Annotated in this window: 19 protein-coding genes; 16 read left to right on the top strand and 3 right to left on the bottom strand. The window is 71.4% G+C overall.

From position 1 onward, the window contains the following. Nucleotides 1–13 precede the first annotated feature (13 nt). From sufD to dapD, 9 genes are all read left to right on the top strand, one after another. Nucleotides 14–1198, top strand: coding sequence for a Fe-S cluster assembly protein SufD (gene sufD, locus ACZ7LV_RS06465; protein ID WP_471936395.1), 1185 nt, complete (start codon nucleotides 14–16; stop codon nucleotides 1196–1198). Further along, a complete protein-coding gene (locus ACZ7LV_RS06460; protein WP_401676099.1) occupies nucleotides 1195–1515 on the top strand; it encodes a bifunctional 3-phenylpropionate/cinnamic acid dioxygenase ferredoxin subunit in 321 nt (106 codons plus the stop codon). The genes sufD and ACZ7LV_RS06460 overlap by 4 nt, the downstream gene beginning before the upstream one ends. Before the next feature lie 7 nt (nucleotides 1516–1522). Next, nucleotides 1523–2287 carry a Fe-S cluster assembly ATPase SufC gene (gene sufC, locus ACZ7LV_RS06455; protein ID WP_471936393.1) on the top strand — a complete coding sequence of 255 codons (765 nt, stop codon included), beginning with the start codon at nucleotides 1523–1525 and terminating at the stop codon, nucleotides 2285–2287. Continuing rightward, a complete protein-coding gene (locus tag ACZ7LV_RS06450) occupies nucleotides 2284–3540 on the top strand; it encodes a cysteine desulfurase (RefSeq protein WP_401676095.1) in 1257 nt (418 codons plus the stop codon). Before sufC ends, ACZ7LV_RS06450 begins: the two co-directional genes overlap by 4 nt. 16 nt (nucleotides 3541–3556) lie before the next feature. Beyond that, complete coding sequence (gene sufU / locus ACZ7LV_RS06445) at nucleotides 3557–4027, top strand: Fe-S cluster assembly sulfur transfer protein SufU (RefSeq protein ID WP_401676093.1); 471 nt, start codon at nucleotides 3557–3559, stop codon at nucleotides 4025–4027. Further along, a complete protein-coding gene (locus ACZ7LV_RS06440) occupies nucleotides 4024–4356 on the top strand; it encodes a metal-sulfur cluster assembly factor (protein WP_450976813.1) in 333 nt (110 codons plus the stop codon). The genes sufU and ACZ7LV_RS06440 overlap by 4 nt, the downstream gene beginning before the upstream one ends. Nucleotides 4357–4477: 121 nt before the next feature. After that, on the top strand, nucleotides 4478–4798 hold the full coding sequence (locus tag ACZ7LV_RS06435) for a DMT family transporter (protein ID WP_471936391.1): 321 nt from the start codon (nucleotides 4478–4480) through the stop codon (nucleotides 4796–4798). Next, complete coding sequence (locus ACZ7LV_RS06430; RefSeq protein ID WP_471936389.1) at nucleotides 4798–5367, top strand: TetR/AcrR family transcriptional regulator; 570 nt, start codon at nucleotides 4798–4800, stop codon at nucleotides 5365–5367. Before ACZ7LV_RS06435 ends, ACZ7LV_RS06430 begins: the two co-directional genes overlap by 1 nt. A 53-nt stretch (nucleotides 5368–5420) precedes the next feature. Further along, entirely contained in the window at nucleotides 5421–6410 is a 990-nt protein-coding gene (gene dapD / locus ACZ7LV_RS06425) for a 2,3,4,5-tetrahydropyridine-2,6-dicarboxylate N-succinyltransferase (protein ID WP_471936387.1), read from the top strand. A 121-nt stretch (nucleotides 6411–6531) separates the two neighbouring features. Here dapD and ACZ7LV_RS06420 read toward each other — a convergent pair whose 3' ends face one another. Continuing rightward, nucleotides 6532–7431, bottom strand: coding sequence for an aminoglycoside phosphotransferase family protein (locus ACZ7LV_RS06420; RefSeq protein WP_471936385.1), 900 nt, complete (start codon nucleotides 7429–7431; stop codon nucleotides 6532–6534). 307 nt (nucleotides 7432–7738) lie between these two features. Between ACZ7LV_RS06420 and ACZ7LV_RS06415 the strand changes: the two genes are divergently transcribed. Then, nucleotides 7739–7975 carry a hypothetical protein gene (locus ACZ7LV_RS06415; protein ID WP_471936383.1) on the top strand — a complete coding sequence of 79 codons (237 nt, stop codon included), beginning with the start codon at nucleotides 7739–7741 and terminating at the stop codon, nucleotides 7973–7975. A gap of 69 nt (nucleotides 7976–8044) precedes the next feature. On the opposite strand, the gene dapA is transcribed toward ACZ7LV_RS06415, so the two are convergent. Further along, on the bottom strand, nucleotides 8045–8947 hold the full coding sequence (gene dapA / locus ACZ7LV_RS06410; RefSeq protein ID WP_471936381.1) for a 4-hydroxy-tetrahydrodipicolinate synthase: 903 nt from the start codon (nucleotides 8945–8947) through the stop codon (nucleotides 8045–8047). A gap of 328 nt (nucleotides 8948–9275) precedes the next feature. Between dapA and ACZ7LV_RS06405 the strand changes: the two genes are divergently transcribed. The 4 genes from ACZ7LV_RS06405 to ACZ7LV_RS06390 all read left to right on the top strand — a co-directional run bounded on the left by ACZ7LV_RS06405 (nucleotide 9276) and on the right by ACZ7LV_RS06390 (nucleotide 11799). Next, the gene (locus ACZ7LV_RS06405) at nucleotides 9276–9668 is read left to right on the top strand and encodes a phage holin family protein (protein WP_471937759.1); all 393 of its coding nucleotides are present in this window, start codon (nucleotides 9276–9278) and stop codon (nucleotides 9666–9668) included. Further along, a complete protein-coding gene (locus ACZ7LV_RS06400) occupies nucleotides 9665–10162 on the top strand; it encodes a DUF3618 domain-containing protein (protein ID WP_401676077.1) in 498 nt (165 codons plus the stop codon). Before ACZ7LV_RS06405 ends, ACZ7LV_RS06400 begins: the two co-directional genes overlap by 4 nt. Nucleotides 10163–10401: 239 nt before the next feature. Then, nucleotides 10402–11013: an ArsR/SmtB family transcription factor gene (locus ACZ7LV_RS06395; RefSeq protein ID WP_471936378.1), complete on the top strand. Its 612-nt coding sequence runs from the start codon at nucleotides 10402–10404 to the stop codon at nucleotides 11011–11013. A gap of 42 nt (nucleotides 11014–11055) precedes the next feature. Then, on the top strand, nucleotides 11056–11799 hold the full coding sequence (locus ACZ7LV_RS06390) for an SRPBCC family protein (protein WP_471936376.1): 744 nt from the start codon (nucleotides 11056–11058) through the stop codon (nucleotides 11797–11799). Between the two features lie 16 nt (nucleotides 11800–11815). Here ACZ7LV_RS06390 and ACZ7LV_RS06385 read toward each other — a convergent pair whose 3' ends face one another. Then, the gene (locus ACZ7LV_RS06385; protein WP_471936374.1) at nucleotides 11816–13642 is read right to left on the bottom strand and encodes an endonuclease/exonuclease/phosphatase family protein; all 1827 of its coding nucleotides are present in this window, start codon (nucleotides 13640–13642) and stop codon (nucleotides 11816–11818) included. Between the two features lie 268 nt (nucleotides 13643–13910). Here ACZ7LV_RS06385 and ACZ7LV_RS06380 point away from each other — a divergent pair, with 268 nt between their 5' ends. Beyond that, a complete protein-coding gene (locus ACZ7LV_RS06380) occupies nucleotides 13911–15359 on the top strand; it encodes a hypothetical protein (protein WP_471936372.1) in 1449 nt (482 codons plus the stop codon). 206 nt (nucleotides 15360–15565) lie between these two features. Continuing rightward, nucleotides 15566–17011 carry an alkaline phosphatase PhoX gene (locus ACZ7LV_RS06375; RefSeq protein ID WP_471936370.1) on the top strand — a complete coding sequence of 482 codons (1446 nt, stop codon included), beginning with the start codon at nucleotides 15566–15568 and terminating at the stop codon, nucleotides 17009–17011. Nucleotides 17012–17056: the final 45 nt, after the last annotated feature.

The following is a 17056-nucleotide window of genomic DNA, read 5'->3' as shown; positions in this document are numbered from 1 at the left end:
CAGACCGACAGCCATGGCTGAGGCTCAGAACATTCCGGTGGGCAGCACCACCGCCGGCCAGATCGCGGTGGCCGCCGAGTCGACCGTCGTCTCGCGCATGAGCGCGCCCCCGTCCTTCGACGTGGCCGACTTCCCGGTTCCGGGCGGTCGCGAGGAGGAGTGGCGGTTCACCCCGCTGGAGCGCCTGCGCGGCCTGCACGACGGCACCGCGGTCGCCGCCGGCGACGGCGTGCGGATCGAGGTCGAGGCCCCCGCGGGCGTCGTCGTCGAGACCGTCGGCCGTGACGACGCGCGGCTCGGCAAGGCCGGCACCCCGGTGGACCGCGTGGCCGCCCAGGCGTACTCGGCGTTCGAGAAGGCCGGGGTCGTCACCGTCCCCAAGGACACGGTCCTGACCGAGCCGATCCGCATCGCGGTGCACGGCGAGGGCGGGGTCGCCTACGGCCACCAGGTCATCGAGCTGGGCGCCTTCGCCGAGGCCGTCGTCGTCATCGACCACACCGGTGACGCCGTGCTGGCCGCCAACGTCGACTACCTCCTCGCGGACGGCGCCAAGCTGACCGTCGTCTCCGTGCAGGACTGGGACGACAAGGCCGTGCACGTGGCCCAGCACAACGCCCTCGTCGGCCGCGACGCCTCCTTCAAGTCCGTGGTCGTCACCTTCGGCGGTGACGTCGTACGACTGCACCCCCGCGTCCAGTACGCCGGCCCCGGCGGCGAGGCGGAGCTCCTCGGCCTGTACTTCACGGACGCCGGGCAGCACCAGGAGCACCGCCTCCTGGTCACCCACAACACCCCGCACTGCAAGTCGAACGTCGTCTACAAGGGCGCGCTCCAGGGCGACGCGGCACACGCGGTGTGGATCGGCGACGTGCTGATCGAGGCCAAGGCCGAGGGCACGGACACCTACGAGATGAACCGCAACCTGGTCCTCACGGACGGTTCGCGCGTCGACTCGGTGCCGAACCTGGAGATCGAGACCGGCGAGATCGTCGGCGCCGGTCACGCGTCCGCCACCGGCCGCTTCGACGACGAGCAGCTGTTCTACCTGATGGCCCGCGGCATCCCGGAGCACGAGGCCCGCCGTCTCGTCGTCCGCGGCTTCTTCGCCGAGCTGGTCCAGCAGATCGGCGTCCCGGACATCGAGGAGCGCCTGCTGGTCAAGATCGACGAGGAGCTGGAGGCGTCGGTCGGATGAGCACCTTCGTACGCGCGTGCGCACTGAGCGAGCTGGAGGAGGACACCCCGAAGCGGGTGGAACTCGACGGCACGCCGGTGTCCCTCGTGCACACCGAGGGCGAGGTCTTCGCGATCCACGACATCTGCTCCCACGCGAACGTCTCGCTGTCGGAGGGCGAGGTGGAGGACTGCCAGATCGAGTGCTGGCTGCACGGGTCGTCGTTCGACCTGCGCACCGGTAAGCCGTCCGGCCTCCCCGCGACGCGCCCCGTTCCCGTATACCCCGTAAAGATCGAAGGGGACGACGTACTCGTCTCCCTCACCCAGGAGTCCTGAGGCACCCATGGCAACGCTTGAAATCCGAGACCTGCACGTCACCGTCGAGGCCGACAACGCCACGAAGGAGATCCTCAAGGGCGTCGACCTCACCGTGAAGCAGGGCGAGACGCACGCCATCATGGGCCCCAACGGCTCCGGCAAGTCGACCCTCGCCTACTCGCTCGCGGGTCACCCGAAGTACACGATCACCGGCGGCACCGTCACCCTCGACGGCGAGGACGTCCTGGAGATGTCCGTCGACGAGCGCGCCCGGGCCGGCCTGTTCCTCGCGATGCAGTACCCGGTCGAGGTCCCCGGTGTCTCGGTCTCCAACTTCCTGCGCACCTCCGCCACCGCGATCCGCGGCGAGGCCCCCAAGCTGCGCACCTGGGTGAAGGAGGTCAAGGAGACCATGGAGCGCCTCAACATGGACCCCGCCTTCGCCGAGCGCAACGTCAACGAGGGCTTCTCCGGCGGCGAGAAGAAGCGCCACGAGATCCTCCAGCTGGAGCTGCTCAAGCCGAAGGTCGCGATCCTCGACGAGACCGACTCCGGTCTGGACGTCGACGCGCTGCGCGTCGTCTCCGAGGGTGTCAACCGGGTCCGCGAGACCGGCGAGGTCGGCACCCTGCTGATCACCCACTACACGCGCATCCTGCGCTACATCAAGCCCGACTTCGTCCACGTGTTCGCGGCCGGCCGGATCGCCGAGTCCGGTGGTCCCGAGCTCGCCGAGAAGCTGGAGAACGAGGGCTACGAGGCATACACGAAGGGTGGCGTATCCGCGTGACACAGCTGCCGGGCCTCCTCGACACCGAGGCGATCCGCAAGGACTTCCCCATCCTGGACCGACAGATCCACGACGGCCGGAAGCTCGTGTACCTGGACAACGCGGCGACCTCGCAGAAGCCGCGTCAGGTGCTGGACGCCCTGAACGAGTACTACGAGCGCTACAACGCCAACGTCCACCGCGGTGTGCATGTGCTCGCCGAGGAGGCCACGGCGCTGTACGAGGGCGCCCGCGACAAGGTCGCGGAATTCGTCAACGCGCCCTCGCGCGACGAGGTGATCTTCACCAAGAACGCCTCCGAGTCGCTCAACCTCGTGGCGAACATGCTGGGCTGGGCCGACGAGCCCTACCGCGTCGACTCGGACACCGAGATCGTCATCACCGAGATGGAGCACCACTCCAACATCGTCCCCTGGCAGCTGCTGGCGCAGCGCACGGGCGCGAAGCTGAAGTGGTTCGGCCTGACCGACGACGGCCGGCTCGACCTGTCGAACATCGACGAGATCATCACCGAGAAGACGAAGATCGTCTCCTTCGTGCTGGTCTCCAACATCCTCGGCACCCACAACCCGGTCGAGGCGATAGTGCGCCGCGCGCAGGAGGTCGGCGCGCTGGTCTGCATCGACGCCTCGCAGGCCGCGCCGCACATGCCGCTGGACGTGCAGGCGCTCCAGGCCGACTTCGTGGCCTTCACCGGCCACAAGATGTGCGGCCCGACCGGCATCGGCGTCCTCTGGGGCCGGCAGGAGCTGCTGGAGGACCTGCCCCCGTTCCTCGGTGGCGGCGAGATGATCGAGACGGTGTCGATGCACTCCTCGACATACGCTCCGGCCCCGCACAAGTTCGAGGCGGGCACCCCGCCGATCGCGCAGGCGGTCGGCCTGGGCGCGGCGATCGACTACCTGAACGCGATCGGCATGGACAAGATCCTCGCCCATGAGCACGCGCTCACGGAGTACGCCGTCAAGCGCCTGACGGAGGTCCCCGACCTGCGCATCATCGGCCCGACCACGGCCGAGGAGCGCGGCGCCGCGATCTCCTTCACCCTCGGTGACATCCACCCGCACGACGTGGGCCAGGTGCTGGACGAGCAGGGCATCGCGGTCCGCGTGGGGCACCACTGCGCGCGCCCGGTCTGCCTGCGCTACGGAATTCCTGCGACCACGCGAGCGTCGTTCTATCTGTACTCCACGCCGGCCGAGATCGACGCTCTGGTCGACGGTCTGGAGCACGTACGGAACTTCTTCGGCTGAGGGGCGTGCTGAAACGGTGAAACTGGATTCCATGTACCAGGAAGTCATCCTGGACCACTACAAGAACCCTCACGGGCGTGGTCTTCGGGACGGCGACGCCGAGGTGCACCATGTGAACCCGACCTGCGGCGACGAGATCACTCTGCGGGTCAAGTACGAGGGCTCGACCATCAGCGACGTGTCGTACGAGGGTCAGGGCTGCTCGATCAGCCAGGCCTCGGCCTCCGTGCTGAACGAACTCCTCGTCGGCAAGGAGCTCGCCGACGCGCAGCGGATCCAGGCGACCTTCCTGGAGCTGATGCAGTCGAAGGGAAAGATCGAACCGGACGACGCGATGGAGGACGTCCTGGAGGACGCCGTCGCGTTCGCGGGAGTCTCCAAGTACCCGGCCCGGGTCAAGTGCGCCCTCCTGAGCTGGATGGCGTGGAAGGACGCGACGGCCCAGGCGCTGGGTGACGGCGCCGACGCCGAAAGGAAGACGGCATGAGCGAGACCGTTGAGATGAAGCCGGCCTCGGAGGAAGAGGTCCGTGAGGCGCTGTACGACGTGGTCGACCCCGAGCTGGGTATCGACGTCGTCAACCTCGGCCTGATCTACGGCATCCACATCGACGACGCGAACAACGCGACGCTCGACATGACCCTGACCTCGGCGGCCTGCCCGCTCACCGACGTCATCGAGGACCAGGCCAAGTCCGCCACGGACGGCCTCGTCAACGAGCTGCGCATCAACTGGGTCTGGATGCCGCCGTGGGGCCCGGACAAGATCACGGACGACGGGCGCGACCAGCTGCGGGCGCTCGGGTTCAACGTCTGAGTCTTCAACGTCTGAGTCCGTCCTCGCAGGTCTTCGAAGTGGCCCTCGGCGTACCGCCGGGGGCCACTTCTGCGCCCGCCGTTATGTACGGGCGTACATAACGTTGTGTACCCTCGTCCACATGGGATTCGTTCTGCTCGCCGGCGCCATAGCCGCCGAAGTGGCCGCCACCACCGCCATGAAGTACAGCCACGGCTTCACACGGCTGGGACCCTCGCTGATCACCGCTCTCGGCTACCTCGTCGCGTTCGCGCTGCTGGCGCAGACCCTGAAGACGGTCTCCGTCGGGACGGCGTACGCGATCTGGGCCGGCGTCGGCACCGCGGCGATCGCGGTCATCGGGATGCTGTTCCTCGGCGAGGGGATGAGCGCCGCCAAGGCCGCCGGTATCGCGTTGATCGTCGCGGGCGTCGTCGTGCTCAACCTCGGCGGGGCGCACTGATGGGCCGGCGCTACGACCCCGAGCGGCGGCAGCGGATCATCGACGCGGCGATCCGGGTGGTCGGGGCCAAGGGAATCGCCGGGCTGAGCCACCGGAGCGTCGCGGCGGAGGCCGACGTACCGCTCGGTTCGACGACCTACCACTTCAAGACGCTGGACGACCTGCTGGTCGCGGCGCTGCGGCAGGCCAACGAGGGCTTCGCCGGGCTGGTCGCCGGGCGCGAGTCGCTGACCGACCCACGGGCCGATCTGCCGGCCGAACTGGCCGCGCTGCTCGGGGAGTGGCTCGCGGGGGACCGTACGGGGGTGGAGCTGGAGTACGAGCTGTACCTCGCGGCGCTGCGCCGCCCGGCACTGAGGCCGGTGGCCGCGGAGTGGACCGAGGAGGTGGGCGCCCACCTGGCCCGCCGCACGGATCCCGCGACCGCGCGGGCACTGCTGGCCCTGATGGACGGGATCTGTCTGCAGGTGCTGCTGACGGGGACCGCGTACGACGAGGGGTGGGCCCGGGAGGTGCTGGGCCGGGTCGTCCGCCCCGGGGCCGGCGCGGCCACCTCGCCCGCCACCTGAGACATCCCCCCGCTGGTTCGCATCGGCGGGCCCCCGCCGGTTAGGTTGCCCTCATGACCGACACGACTGCTCCTCGCACCACCGGCGCCGTGGCCGCCGGCCTTGCCACGATCGCCGCCGACGGCACCGTTCTCGACACCTGGTTCCCCGCGCCCGAACTGGCCGCCGAACCCGGACCGGCCGGTACCGAGCGCCTCGACGAGGCGCGCACCGCCGAACTGCTCGGTGAGCACGGCGTCGCGGCCCTGGGCAAGGACGAGGTGCGTGGCGTCGAGGTCGTGGCAGTCCGCACGGTCATCTCCTCGGTCGAGGACAAGCCCCTCGACACCCACGACGCGTACCTGCGCCTCCACCTGCTCTCCCACCGCCTGGTCAAGCCCAACGGGGCCAACCTCGACGGCGTCTTCGGCCTGCTCGCCAACGTCGCCTGGACCTCCCTCGGCCCGGTCGCGGTCGACACCCTGGAGACCGTCCGCCTGGCCGCCCGCGCCCGGGGCCTGCACCTGAGCGTCTTCGGTGTCGACAAGTTCCCGCGCATGACCGACTACGTGGCCCCGGCCGGCGTCCGCGTCGCCGACGCCGACCGGGTCCGCCTCGGCGCCCACCTCGCCGCGGGCACCACCGTCATGCACGAGGGCTTCGTCAACTTCAACGCCGGCACCCTCGGCACCTCCATGGTCGAGGGCCGCATCTCGCAGGGCGTCGTGGTCGGCGACGGCTCCGACATCGGCGGCGGCGCGTCGACCATGGGCACCCTGTCCGGCGGCGGCAAGGAGCGGGTCGCCATCGGTGAGCGCTCCCTCGTCGGCGCCGAGGCCGGCATCGGGATCGCGCTCGGCGACGACTGCGTCGTGGAGGCGGGCCTCTACCTGACCGCCGGCACCCGCGTCACCCTCCCCGACGGCCAGATCGTCAAGGCCCGCGAACTCTCCGGCGCCTCCAACATCCTCTTCCGCCGCAACTCCGTCTCCGGCACGGTCGAGGCCCGCCCGAACAACGCGGAGTGGGGCGGCCTGAACGAGGTGCTGCACAGCCACAACTGACGGCCGTCGGCCGCCGCGACAGGCGATCGGGCGCCCTTCCCCGGCCGAGGCCGGTCCGGAGGGCGCTCCTCGTGGCGGGTCACGAAGCAGTGCCCAAGCTCGTCTGCTGGTGCTGCCGTTGTCAGCCGATGAGGGCCTGGGTGATCTGCCGGGTGGTCTGCGCGGCGACCCGGGGGTCGACGGCGGCGTAGTGCGTGTAGGCGTTCAGGCCCGTGGCCAGCGCCCAGCCGCGCCCCCGCAGCCAGGTGGCGTCGTCCACACCGAGCGCGTCGCGGAAGACGGCTCGGCTGTCGGGCGACATCAGAGTGAAGGCGATCATCAGGTCCGGGGCCGGGTCGCCGGTGCCGAGGCCGCCGAAGTCGATGACGGCGCTGAGGCGGCCGTCGACGGTCAGCAGATTGCCGGTGTGGAAGTCGCCGTGGAACCACACCGCAGGGCGGTCCCATCGCGGGGCGCCCAGCGCCGCCTCCCACAGTTCGGTCATCGCCGCGGCATCGAACACGCCGTCGACGTCGGCGATCGCGGCCCGTGTCGCACGGTCCCGGTCGGACAGCGGCCGGCCGGTGAGGTCTTCCCGTCCGTCCTCGGCGGGGACGTCCGCGGGTGCGAACCGGTGCAGGGCGGCCAAGAAGTCGGCGAGAGCAACGGCGGCCCCGGAGGAGTCGGCCAGTGCCTCGGCCCTCGCCACCTCGCCGTCCAGCCAGCGGGACACCGCCCACGGCCACGGATAACCGAAGGCGGGGTCGCCCACCCCCACGGGTACCGGGACGGCCAGCGGAAGGTGCGGAGCGAGCCGGGGCAGCCACCGGGCCTCCTTCCTGGCCTGTCCGATGGCTCCGGCATGCCGGGGCAGGCGGACGGACAACTCCTCGCCGAGCCGGTAGATCACATGGTCGGAGCCGGCGGGGTCGAGCAGTGCGAGGGGCAGCCCCGCCCACTGCGGGAATCGAGCGTCGACCAGGCGCCTGACCAGTACCTCGTCGATGTGCGGGCGAGGGTCCGCAGTTCCCGCGGTCACCAAGGCCAACTCCTCTGGCCGGCCCGCTCGGTGCGGCGGGCAGTCGGAGCCATGACAGTGCTTCACGGCCCGCCCTGTCGACCGATTTTGCCCGTCGTCCTTCAGCACGCTGCATTACTCTCCGCATCCGCTCCTACCTGACGTCGGGGCGTCTGTTGGTGCAGGTGAAGGGGTGAGGTGGGCGTCACTGGGGGGCGGGACGATCACTTAAAAGGATTACCGTCCGTTACCTTTGGCGGCTTTCGGAAGATGAGTTCGGTGGACCCGGTGTCCGGTCGGATGCCGCGACGGTGAGACGAGGACTTAAGCAATGACGAACGAGCGGGCGGGGATCGTGGCGCGTCGGCTGGCCGGTGCGGTGGCCGCGGCGACGGTGTGCTGGCTGCCGGCGGGCGTCGCGCACGCCGACGAGAGCAACACGGGATCGCACAACGGCCCACGGATCGGGCTGGTCAACCTGGGGCAGGTCGACGACCCCGCCGAGGACGTACTGGAGCACTTCCGGCTGATCGGCAACGAGCGCACGACGGAGAACGGAGCGAGCTGAGCCCTGCGCGCCGCGAGCGCCGAAGCATCAGGGCGTGACAGAGCCCTGCGGGCCGCGAGCGCCGAAGCATCAAGGTGTGGACAGAGCCCTGTACGCCGACAGCAGTGCCGTCGTCGTCGGGCGGTCCGCGGGGCGCAGGGGCGGGCGGACGGGGCCGGACGGCAGGTCCAGGGCGTTCAGGAGGGCCTTGGCGGTGACCGTGCCGGGGAGGCCGGCCGCCATCATCGCCTCGATCAGCGGCGTGGCCTGTCGTTGGGCCTGGGCCGCACCTGCCGTGTCGCCCGCGTCGAAGGCGGTGTGCAGCGCGTCGATATGACGGGGGATCACGTTCGCCACGGTGCTGACACAGCCCGCCGCGCCCACGGCGTACAGCGCGAGGATGTGTTCGTCGCAGCCCGCGTAGTACGCCAGGTCCGTACGGGACATGACCTTCTGGGCGCCGAGGAAATCGTACGAGCAGTCCTTGACGGCCACCACGCGGGGGTGTTCCGCGAGCCGGATCAGTGTCTCCGGCTCGATGCGGGTGCCGGTGCGGGCCGGGATGTCGTAGAGCGCGAGCGGCAGGCCCGACGCGTCCGCGATGTCGCGGAAGTGCGCCTCCACGGCCTCCTGCGGGGGACGGCTGTAGTAGGGGCTGACGACCAGGGCCCCGTCGGCGCCGGCCTTCTCGGCCTGCAGGGTGAGTTCGACGGTGTGGCGGGTGTCGGAGGTGCCGACGCCCGCGACGACCGACGCGCGCGCCCCGACCGCCTCCCGGACCGCCCGGACGAGCGCCGCCTTCTCGGTGTCGGACGTGGTCGGTGACTCGCCCGTCGTCCCGTTGACCACCAGCCCGTCGCAACCCCGCGACACCAGGAGGTCGGCGAGCCGCTGCGCGCCGTCGAGGTCGAGCGCGCCCGCCTCGGTGAAGGGAGTGATCATCGCGCAGAGAGTGCGGCCGAAGGGTCGGGCGGGGGGAGAGGGGTTCGTCATGGAAGTAGTGTCGGCGCGCCGATCGTGTAGCTCCACTTAAATCTTCTACGACATATTCATAAGGATCGGTGGACAGGGTGTGGATCGGGTGGGGGTGGCCTGGCCCGCGGGGAGAGGTACGGGACCGGCGGGGGCGGCCCGGTCGGGTGCGCCGAACTCGTCGCCGGAGCCGTTCCGTTGCCGGCCCGCCGCCGCCGGTACCGGACCGGCGCGCCGGGCGCGGGGCGGGGGGCGCGGTGCAGGGATAGGGCGGGGCGGTGCGGGTACCCGGGAGTTCCGAACCGAGAGGAGGCGGAACACCGTGACCGGGATCCCGGACGTCAAGCCCATGACCGAGGAGCGTCACTCGGTGGGCGAACTCGTCGGCCAGGCGACCGAACAACTCTCCCAGCTCGTGCGGCAGGAAGTGAGCCTCGCCAAGGAGGAGCTGGCCGCGAAGGGCCGGCGCGTGGGCCGTGGTGGCGGACTCCTCGGCGCCGCGGGCGCCGTCGCCTACGCCGGGCTGCTCGCCCTCGCCGCCACGGCCACCGCCGCGCTCTCGCTGACGCTGCCCCTCTGGGCCGCCGCGCTGATCGTCACGGGCGTGCTCTTCGCGCTCGCCGGACTACTGGCCGCGACCGGCCGCGCACAGCTGCGCCGGGCGGCACCCCCCACGCCCGAGGTGACCCTCGGCAGCGTCAGGGCCGATGTCGAGGAGATCAAGGAAAGGGCACATCGATGACAGACAGGACGACGCAGGGCACCGGCGCCAAGGGGCCCGACGAGCTGCGCCGGCAGATCGAGCAGACCCGCGGCCAGCTGGGCGACACCGTCGAGGAACTGGCGGCCAAGGCGGACGTCAAGGGGCGGGCCAAGGCGCGCGCCGCCGACCTCAAGGACAAGGCCGGCGCGATGACGGTCCAGCTGCGCAGCACCGCGGCCCAGGCCGGTCACGCCGTCCAGGGCAAGGCGGCCCAGGCGGGACACGTCGTGCAGGGCAAGGCGGTCGAGGCGACGCACACCGTGCAGGGCAGGGCCGCGAAGGCGAACCACGCCGTGCAGGGGAAGGCCGCGAAGGCGAGCGAGACCGTCGAGCACGCTGCCGTCCCGCAGCCGGTGCGTACGCTCGTCCTGGCCGGGCTGCGGCATCCCGGGCCGGTTCTGGCCGCGGGCGCGGCGGCCGGTGCGGTGGCCGTGGCGGCGGCGGTGATACGCCGCAGGCACGGCGGACGGTAGGCGAGCGCGGCGCCCGGTGGCGCCGCCCTGAAGCGGTGCGAGCGTGCGGGGCCGGCCGGTGGAGACACCGGCCGGCCCTCTTCGCGCGCGCCCGTTCCCGGGCCCGGCCGCATGCGCTTCGACGGGGCGGTGCGCGCGACGACCACGTCCCGTCGGCAGGACCACCCTCTCCTGACACGACCCTCACCGACAACTCGAATCGTCTGGACAAAAAAAGTATTCGGTGGGAGGGTGGACCCATGCTGGACGTGACCGTGATCGAGGACCCCGAGGCCGCAGCCGTCTGTCTGGACCCCGTCCGGGCCGAGCTGCTCGCGCGGCTCGCCGACGGCCCCGCCTCGGCGGCGATGCTGGCCGGCCAGGTGGGGCTGCCCCGCCAGAAGGTGAACTACCACCTGAAGGCGCTGGAGCGGCACGGCCTGGTCGAGCTCGCCGGGGAGCGCCGCAAGGGCAACGTCACCGAGCGGCTGATGCGCGCGAGTGCCGCGTCGTACGTCATCTCGCCCCTCGCCCTGGCCGCCGTGCAGCCCGATCCGGACCGCTTCCGGGACCAGCTGTCCGCCCACTGGCTGCTCGCCCTCGGCGCACGGCTCGTACGGGACGTCGGCACGCTGATCACGGGCGCCGCCAAGGCCCGCAAGCGGCTCGCGACGTACGCGCTGGACGGCGAGGTGCGCTTCGCCTCCGCCGCAGACCGGGCGGCGTTCGTCGAGGAGCTGACGGCGGGCGTGACCGCGCTGATCCACAAGTACGACGCCCCGGACGCCGAGGGCGGCCGGGACCACCGGATCGTCGTGGCCGTCCATCCCACGGTCAAGCCCCGGTCATCCGCCCCGGAAATCGACAGTTAGCAGATCCGGTACCCCCGGTACCGCCGCCACTCAGGAGCCACCATGTCCAAGGAATTCGAGATCGCCCGAGAGTTCGAGGTCGACGCCACGCCCGAGCAGGTGTGGGAGGCCGTCACCGCCGGCACTGGCGGCTGGCTGTGGCCGATGGAGGCGCCGGAGCCGCGCGTGGGCGGCAAGGGGCCCTTCGGTTCGGAGGTCGTCGCGTGGGACCCGCCGCACCGGTACGTCAACCGCGTCGAGGACGTCGAGGGGATCTCCGAGCAGAGCCGGAACCAGCTCGACTACACCGTCGAGCCGCGCGACGGCGGACGACGGGCCTGGGTCCGGTACGTGCACAGCGGGATCTTCGTCGACGACTGGGACAACCAGTACGACGGCGCGAGCAAGCACACCGAGTTCTACCTGCACACCCTGCGCCAGTACCTGACGGCGTTCGGCGGCCGGCCGATCACGGCCTTCGCCACGTTCGACGGGCCCGGGACGTCCGGCGCGCCCGACGCCCTCGCGACGGTCGGGCGGGCGCTCGGGCTGACGGACGACGCCGCCGAGGGCGCGCGGGTCCAGGTGCGCGGACCCGAGGGCCGCCCCCTCGACGCCGTCCTGGACTTCCGCAACGCGTACTTCATCGGCCTGCGCACCGACGACGCGATGCTGCGCTTCTTCGGGCGCAACCACTGGGGCCACGTCGTCGGCATGTCCGTGCACGACTTCGCCCCGGACGCCGACGCCACGGCGGACGAAGCCGCGTGGCAGGGCTGGCTGAAGGGCGTCTTCAGTCAGCCCTGACGAGGCGCGCGACCGGCTACGGGCGGAACCGCAGCACCTGCGGGTCGTGGTCACTGATCTGGTCGTGGAACTCGGCGTTGATGTGCACGCTGTCGTACTCGAAGTCGCAGCCGCGCCGGATCGACGGGCTGATCAGGATCTGGTCCAGGGTCTGGCTGTTGCCCTGGTAGACGTACGAGTAACGCTCGTTCCTGGGCAGCGACTTGACCGCCGACCACAGCTCGCCGCGGCCTTCGAGCAGCTCCACCGTGTCGGAGAACTCGAAGTCGTTGATGTCGCCCAGGGTGACCACGTCGGCGTTCTTCTGGATGTCCAGGACCTGCTTGACGAACGCGTTCACCGCGCTCGCCTGGAGGTGGCGCTGGGTCTCCGAGCTCCGGGCCGGCGGCTGGTACTGCGAGGTCAGTGCCTGGTCGCCGCCCTTGGAGTTGAAGTGGTTGGCGATCACGAAGACCGTCTTGCCGCGGAAGACGAACTCGCCGGCCAGCGGCTTGCGGCTGTTCGTCCAGGCCGTGTCCGCCGGGTCGATCCGGCCGGGGGATGCCGTCAGCACCGCCTTGCCGCGCACCTTCGTCACGCCCACCGCGGTCGTCGCGTCGCCGCCGGCGCGGTCGGTGAAGGACACCCGCTCGGGGTTGAACAGGAACGCCTGACGGATGTTGCCGCCCGGCTCACCGCCGTCGGCGTTGTTCACCGGGTCGACCGAACGCCACTCGTACGCCGGGCCGCCCGCCGCCACGATCGCGTCGATCAGCTTGGCCAGCGTCCGGTCGGCGGCGACCGTGCCGTCGTTCGTCGCGCCGTTGTTGTCCTGGATCTCCTCCAGGGAGACGATGTCGGGCGAGCGCAGGTTGTTCACGATCGCGGCGGCGTGCGCCTCGAAGGTGGCGTCGGACGGGTCGAGGTTCTCGACGTTGTACGTCGCCACCGCCAGCTCGCCGCGCCGCTGCGCGCGGGTCGTCTCGCGCTCCAGGCCACCCTGCTTCAGGGTGCCGAGCTCACTGGCGACGAGCGTGTAGCCGCCGAACTGGTTGTAGTCCAGCGGGCCGGTGGTGCTGCCGGCGAGCACGTCGCCGACGTTCGCGTCCGGGAAGTCGGCGACCGCGCCGAGCGACTGGATCTGGAGCCGGCCGGTGTTCTGCGCGTGGTACGAGCCGTAGACCGAGCCGCCGTGCTCGCTGGTGTTCTCGCGCGGCTTCACCGTGACCCACAGTTCGGTGTACGGGTCGGTCGCGCCGACCACCCGCGTGTCCGCGACCCGGACGTTCATGCCCTCCAGGGACTCGTAGTAGTCCAGGGCGTACTTCCTCGGCAGCAGCGTCAGACCGCCCACCGAACCGCCCGCGGCCGGGTCGCCGGCCGGCGTGTAGGCGCTCGGCACGGACCGCGCGTCGATCACGGTGGCGGCCGGCACCGGGTTGCCGCTGGAGACGACGGTGACCGTCGGCCGGGTGATCTCGGTGAGGGCCTGGTTGCCGGAGGTGGTGCCGCCGGGCACGTACTCGGACACGGTGCCCGACACGGTCACCGAGTCGCCGACGGCGACCTTCGGGGTGGAGCTGGTGAAGACGAAGACGCCCTCGCTGGTGGCCGGGTCGGCGTCGGCGGCCGGGTCCTGGATCCAGAAACCGCGCGACGAGCCGTAGCCGCGGACGCCGGTGACGATTCCGGCCACGTCCGTGACCTGCCGGCCCGCGTACGGGGACGTCCGCGTGCTGCCCTGGATGTCATGGATGCGCACCGCCTCCGCGTGCGCGGGCGAGGCGATGACGACGGTGGACGCCACGGAGCAGACCGCGGCGACGGTGAGCGCGGCGAGGCGCGCGGAAGACTTGCTCGGCAAGAGGATCCCTCCGGGGACATACGTGGACGCCAGGACGAGGATGGATCGTGCGGACGATGGCGACGCGCGTAGAAACCGTGTGCGGAGTGAACACTTGTCCCCCCAATTTCTACGCGCGTCAATTTCCTGTGCGGGCAGGGCACTTGTCAAGGTTTCGGCCATGTACGGCACCCGGCGGGGAGATGAACCGGGCGGCATGGGGCCAAATCCGTCTAGGCTGAGTCGTCGAGTCGTACGACGGCTTCGAGGCGCCTAGGAGATCCCCCCGATGTCAGACAGCTCCCCCCTGCCGCCGGTGCGGCTGACCTCCGAAGCGGAACTGGCGCGTGACGCGCTGGCCACGCCGGTGCTGTCGCGGGCCGTGCGGCTCGCCCGCTGGGCCGGCCCCGACACCCGCGTGGACGCCGGGGGGCAACTGGTCGACGAGCAGCTGCCGGCCGCCGCGCAGGCGCTCGGACTGAGCGACGACGACGCGGCCGCGTCGGCGAGCGAGGCCTGGCGGGTCGCCGTGGACACGGGACTCGTCGAGATCGTCGACGAGGAGGCCGGCACGGTCACCGCGGGCGAGGAGCTGACACAGCTCACCGGCGGCTCCCCGCACGACGTGCTCGCCGTCTGGCTGGGCGCCCTGGAGACGGTGCTCGCCGACGCGAGCGTGCCCGACCTCGACGACCTGCTCGGCGCCATGGACGAGGGCGGCCCGGTCGACCCCGCCGCTTTGGACTGGGACCCCGAGGGCGAGTCCGAGTTCCTCGACGGCGTGCTCGGCAACCTCTACCTGCTGACCGTCGGCGAGGACGGCCCCGGTCCCGCGCCCGTGCCGCTGCCCGCACTGGCCGCCTCGGTGATCGTGCCCGGCGACATGGCCGAACCCACCAACGACGTCCTGGAGCAGGTGTCCGACGCGATGATGCGGCTGGACGACCAATTCCGCGTGCTGGAACCGGTGGGACTCGTGGAGTACCAGCCGGTCGACGAGGCGCTGATGGCCGACGCCGACGCCGACGCCGACGCCGACGACGCGGGCGGGCCCGGCGCCGTCGACGACACCGACGTCTCCCGCTACGGCATGGTCCGGCTCACCCCGCTCGGTCTGTACGGGCTGCGCACCCGGCTGCTGGAGGCCGGCATCGACGCACCCGCCGTCGGCGAACTGGCCGACAAGGGCGCCGACGCCCTGCTCGACGGAACGGCAGGCTTCGGGCCGCGCGCCGCGCAGGCCGAGACCGAGCAGTGGCTGACCCGCCGTGAATCCCTCGCCGCCGCACGGGAGTTGCTCGCCGCCGCCCGGGGCTCGGACCACGGCGCGCCGCTGCGCAGGCTGCGCTGCCAGCAGGCCCTGTCCCTCGTCGGCGCCGAGGCCGAACCCGCCCTGCGGGAGGTCCTGGACGACCCCGAGCTGGGCGGACTCGCCCGCGTCTGGCTGACCGAGCACGGCTGTGCGGACGTACCCGCCCCGTCCGAGGCGATGGTCTTCTGGCTCACCGTGGACACCCTGGCCGCGCAACTCGCCGCCGAGGGCGACTCCGCGGAACTGGGCGCCCTCGTCGAGGGTCTCGCCGAGCAGCACAGCGGGTTCTTCGCGGCTGCCTGGCGCGTCGACCACCCGGCCACCGCCGACGTCCTGGAGGCGATGGGGCGCATCCACCCGGACAAGAGGATCGCCAAGGAGGCCCGGAAGGCCGCCTTCAAGGCCCGCTCCCAGCAAGGGGGCTGACGCCGCCCCGCCCCGACGGGCGAAAGCGGAGCCGGGTGTTCCGGCCGGTTCGCGTGGCCGGCCGGTGACGGGTCGTACGGATTCATGGAAGCGGGCCCTGCGCGGTAGCCCGGTGTTCAAACGGCGTTCACCGCCGGACGTCACCGTTGCGCCGACCCGAGGTGCGCCCCACCCCTCCACGGCAATCCCCCGTCACAGGAGACAGCATGTCGCTCACACGCAGGGACTTCGCCAGGACCACCGCGATCGCCGGCACCGGCGTCGCCCTCGCGGGCACCGTCGGCGCCCTCTCCAGCGCGCCCGGCGCCCTCGCGTCCGCCGAGACGGAGACCACCGGCGAGGAGTCCGCCGAGAAGCACGGCGGCGTCGGATACGGCCCCCTCCTGCCCGACCCGGACGGCATCCTCGCCCTGCCCGCCGGCTTCTCGTACCGGATCCTCACCTACGCGGGGCGGACCCGGCTGGAGTCGGGCGAGTTCACGCCCGCCGACCACGACGGCACCGCCGCCTTCGCCGGCCCGCGCGGCACCACCCTCCTGGTCAACAACCACGAGATGGACGGCCCCCGCGCCGACTACGACCACCCCGTCCCGCTCACCGAGGGCCTGGTCTACGACCCCGCCGCCCCGGGTGGCTGCACGGTCGTCGAGGTGCACCGCGACGGCCGGGTCGCCGAGTGGGTCGGCATCGCCGGCACCGCGAACAACTGCGCCGGCGGCTCCACCCCCTGGGGCACCTGGCTGACCTGCGAGGAGAACTCCGACCGGGCCGGCGAGAACGGCATGACCAAGGACCACGGCTACGTCTTCGAGGTCGACCCCTGCGACCGGCGCGCCAACCGCGCGCCCAAGCCGCTGAAGTTCTTCGGCCGCTACGACCACGAGGCCGTCGTCATCGACGCGCGGCGCGGCCACGCCTACCTCACCGAGGACGCCGACGAGCCCAACGGCCTCTTCTACCGCTGGACGCCGCCGAAGGGCTTCGCCTACGGGCCAGGCCGGTTCCGTACCCTCGCCGACGACGCCGGGGTCCTCCAAGCCCCCAAGTGCTTCAATTCCGGCGGCCACTTCGTCGACGACCTCTCCCGCGCCACCCGGATCGGCACCGTCTACGGCGTCGACTGGGTGGACGTCCCGGACCGCGACGCCAGGACGGTCGCCGTGCGCGAGCAGTTCGGCGCGGGCGAGGTCACCCGCGCCCGCAAGCTGGAGGGCATGTGGTGGGGGGACGGCGGCGCGTACATCGTCTCCTCGTACGCCCGTGAGGAGAGCCCCGTCCAGCACGACGGCCAGGTCTGGTTCTACGACCCCAAGCGCCGCACCCTCACCCTGAAGGTGCTGCTCGGCGTCAACCCCGACCCGTCCAAGGACGGTGCTCTCGACGGCCCCGACAACATCACCGTGTCCCCGTACGGCGGCCTGATCATCGCCGAGGACGGCGAGGGCGTCCAGCACCTGTTCGGCGCGACCGACAGCGGCCGCACCTACCCGATCGCCCGCAACGACCTGAACATCGGCAGCGAGGAGGAGCCCGAGTTCAGCGAGTTCACCGGCGTCACCTTCTCGCCCGACGGAAAGACCCTGTACGCCAACATCCAGGAACCGGGCATCATGCTCGCCGTCAACGGCCCCTGGAAGCGCCAGAAGCGCTGATTAATTCGCTCGCAGGGCACTCGTCGCGCCTCCTACAGTGAGATC

The sequence above is a fragment of the Streptomyces sp. NPDC107562 genome (assembly GCF_055657325.1).
Note: the sequence above shows the minus strand (reverse complement) of the source record. Positions and strands in the feature narration are given on the sequence as shown.

Coding starts and splice junctions, on each gene's coding strand:
- ACZ7LV_RS06375 (WP_471936370.1), top strand. CDS start 15,566: ATGTCGCTCACACGCAGGGACTTCGCCAGGACCACCGCGATCGCCGGC.
- dapD (WP_471936387.1), top strand. CDS start 5,421: ATGACCGACACGACTGCTCCTCGCACCACCGGCGCCGTGGCCGCCGGC.
- ACZ7LV_RS06435 (WP_471936391.1), top strand. CDS start 4,478: ATGGGATTCGTTCTGCTCGCCGGCGCCATAGCCGCCGAAGTGGCCGCC.
- ACZ7LV_RS06415 (WP_471936383.1), top strand. CDS start 7,739: ATGACGAACGAGCGGGCGGGGATCGTGGCGCGTCGGCTGGCCGGTGCG.
- ACZ7LV_RS06395 (WP_471936378.1), top strand. CDS start 10,402: ATGCTGGACGTGACCGTGATCGAGGACCCCGAGGCCGCAGCCGTCTGT.
- ACZ7LV_RS06390 (WP_471936376.1), top strand. CDS start 11,056: ATGTCCAAGGAATTCGAGATCGCCCGAGAGTTCGAGGTCGACGCCACG.
- ACZ7LV_RS06405 (WP_471937759.1), top strand. CDS start 9,276: ATGACCGAGGAGCGTCACTCGGTGGGCGAACTCGTCGGCCAGGCGACC.
- ACZ7LV_RS06440 (WP_450976813.1), top strand. CDS start 4,024: ATGAGCGAGACCGTTGAGATGAAGCCGGCCTCGGAGGAAGAGGTCCGT.
- ACZ7LV_RS06460 (WP_401676099.1), top strand. CDS start 1,195: ATGAGCACCTTCGTACGCGCGTGCGCACTGAGCGAGCTGGAGGAGGAC.
- ACZ7LV_RS06430 (WP_471936389.1), top strand. CDS start 4,798: ATGGGCCGGCGCTACGACCCCGAGCGGCGGCAGCGGATCATCGACGCG.
- sufD (WP_471936395.1), top strand. CDS start 14: ATGGCTGAGGCTCAGAACATTCCGGTGGGCAGCACCACCGCCGGCCAG.
- ACZ7LV_RS06400 (WP_401676077.1), top strand. CDS start 9,665: ATGACAGACAGGACGACGCAGGGCACCGGCGCCAAGGGGCCCGACGAG.
- sufC (WP_471936393.1), top strand. CDS start 1,523: ATGGCAACGCTTGAAATCCGAGACCTGCACGTCACCGTCGAGGCCGAC.
- dapA (WP_471936381.1), bottom strand. CDS start 8,947: ATGACGAACCCCTCTCCCCCCGCCCGACCCTTCGGCCGCACTCTCTGC.
- ACZ7LV_RS06380 (WP_471936372.1), top strand. CDS start 13,911: ATGTCAGACAGCTCCCCCCTGCCGCCGGTGCGGCTGACCTCCGAAGCG.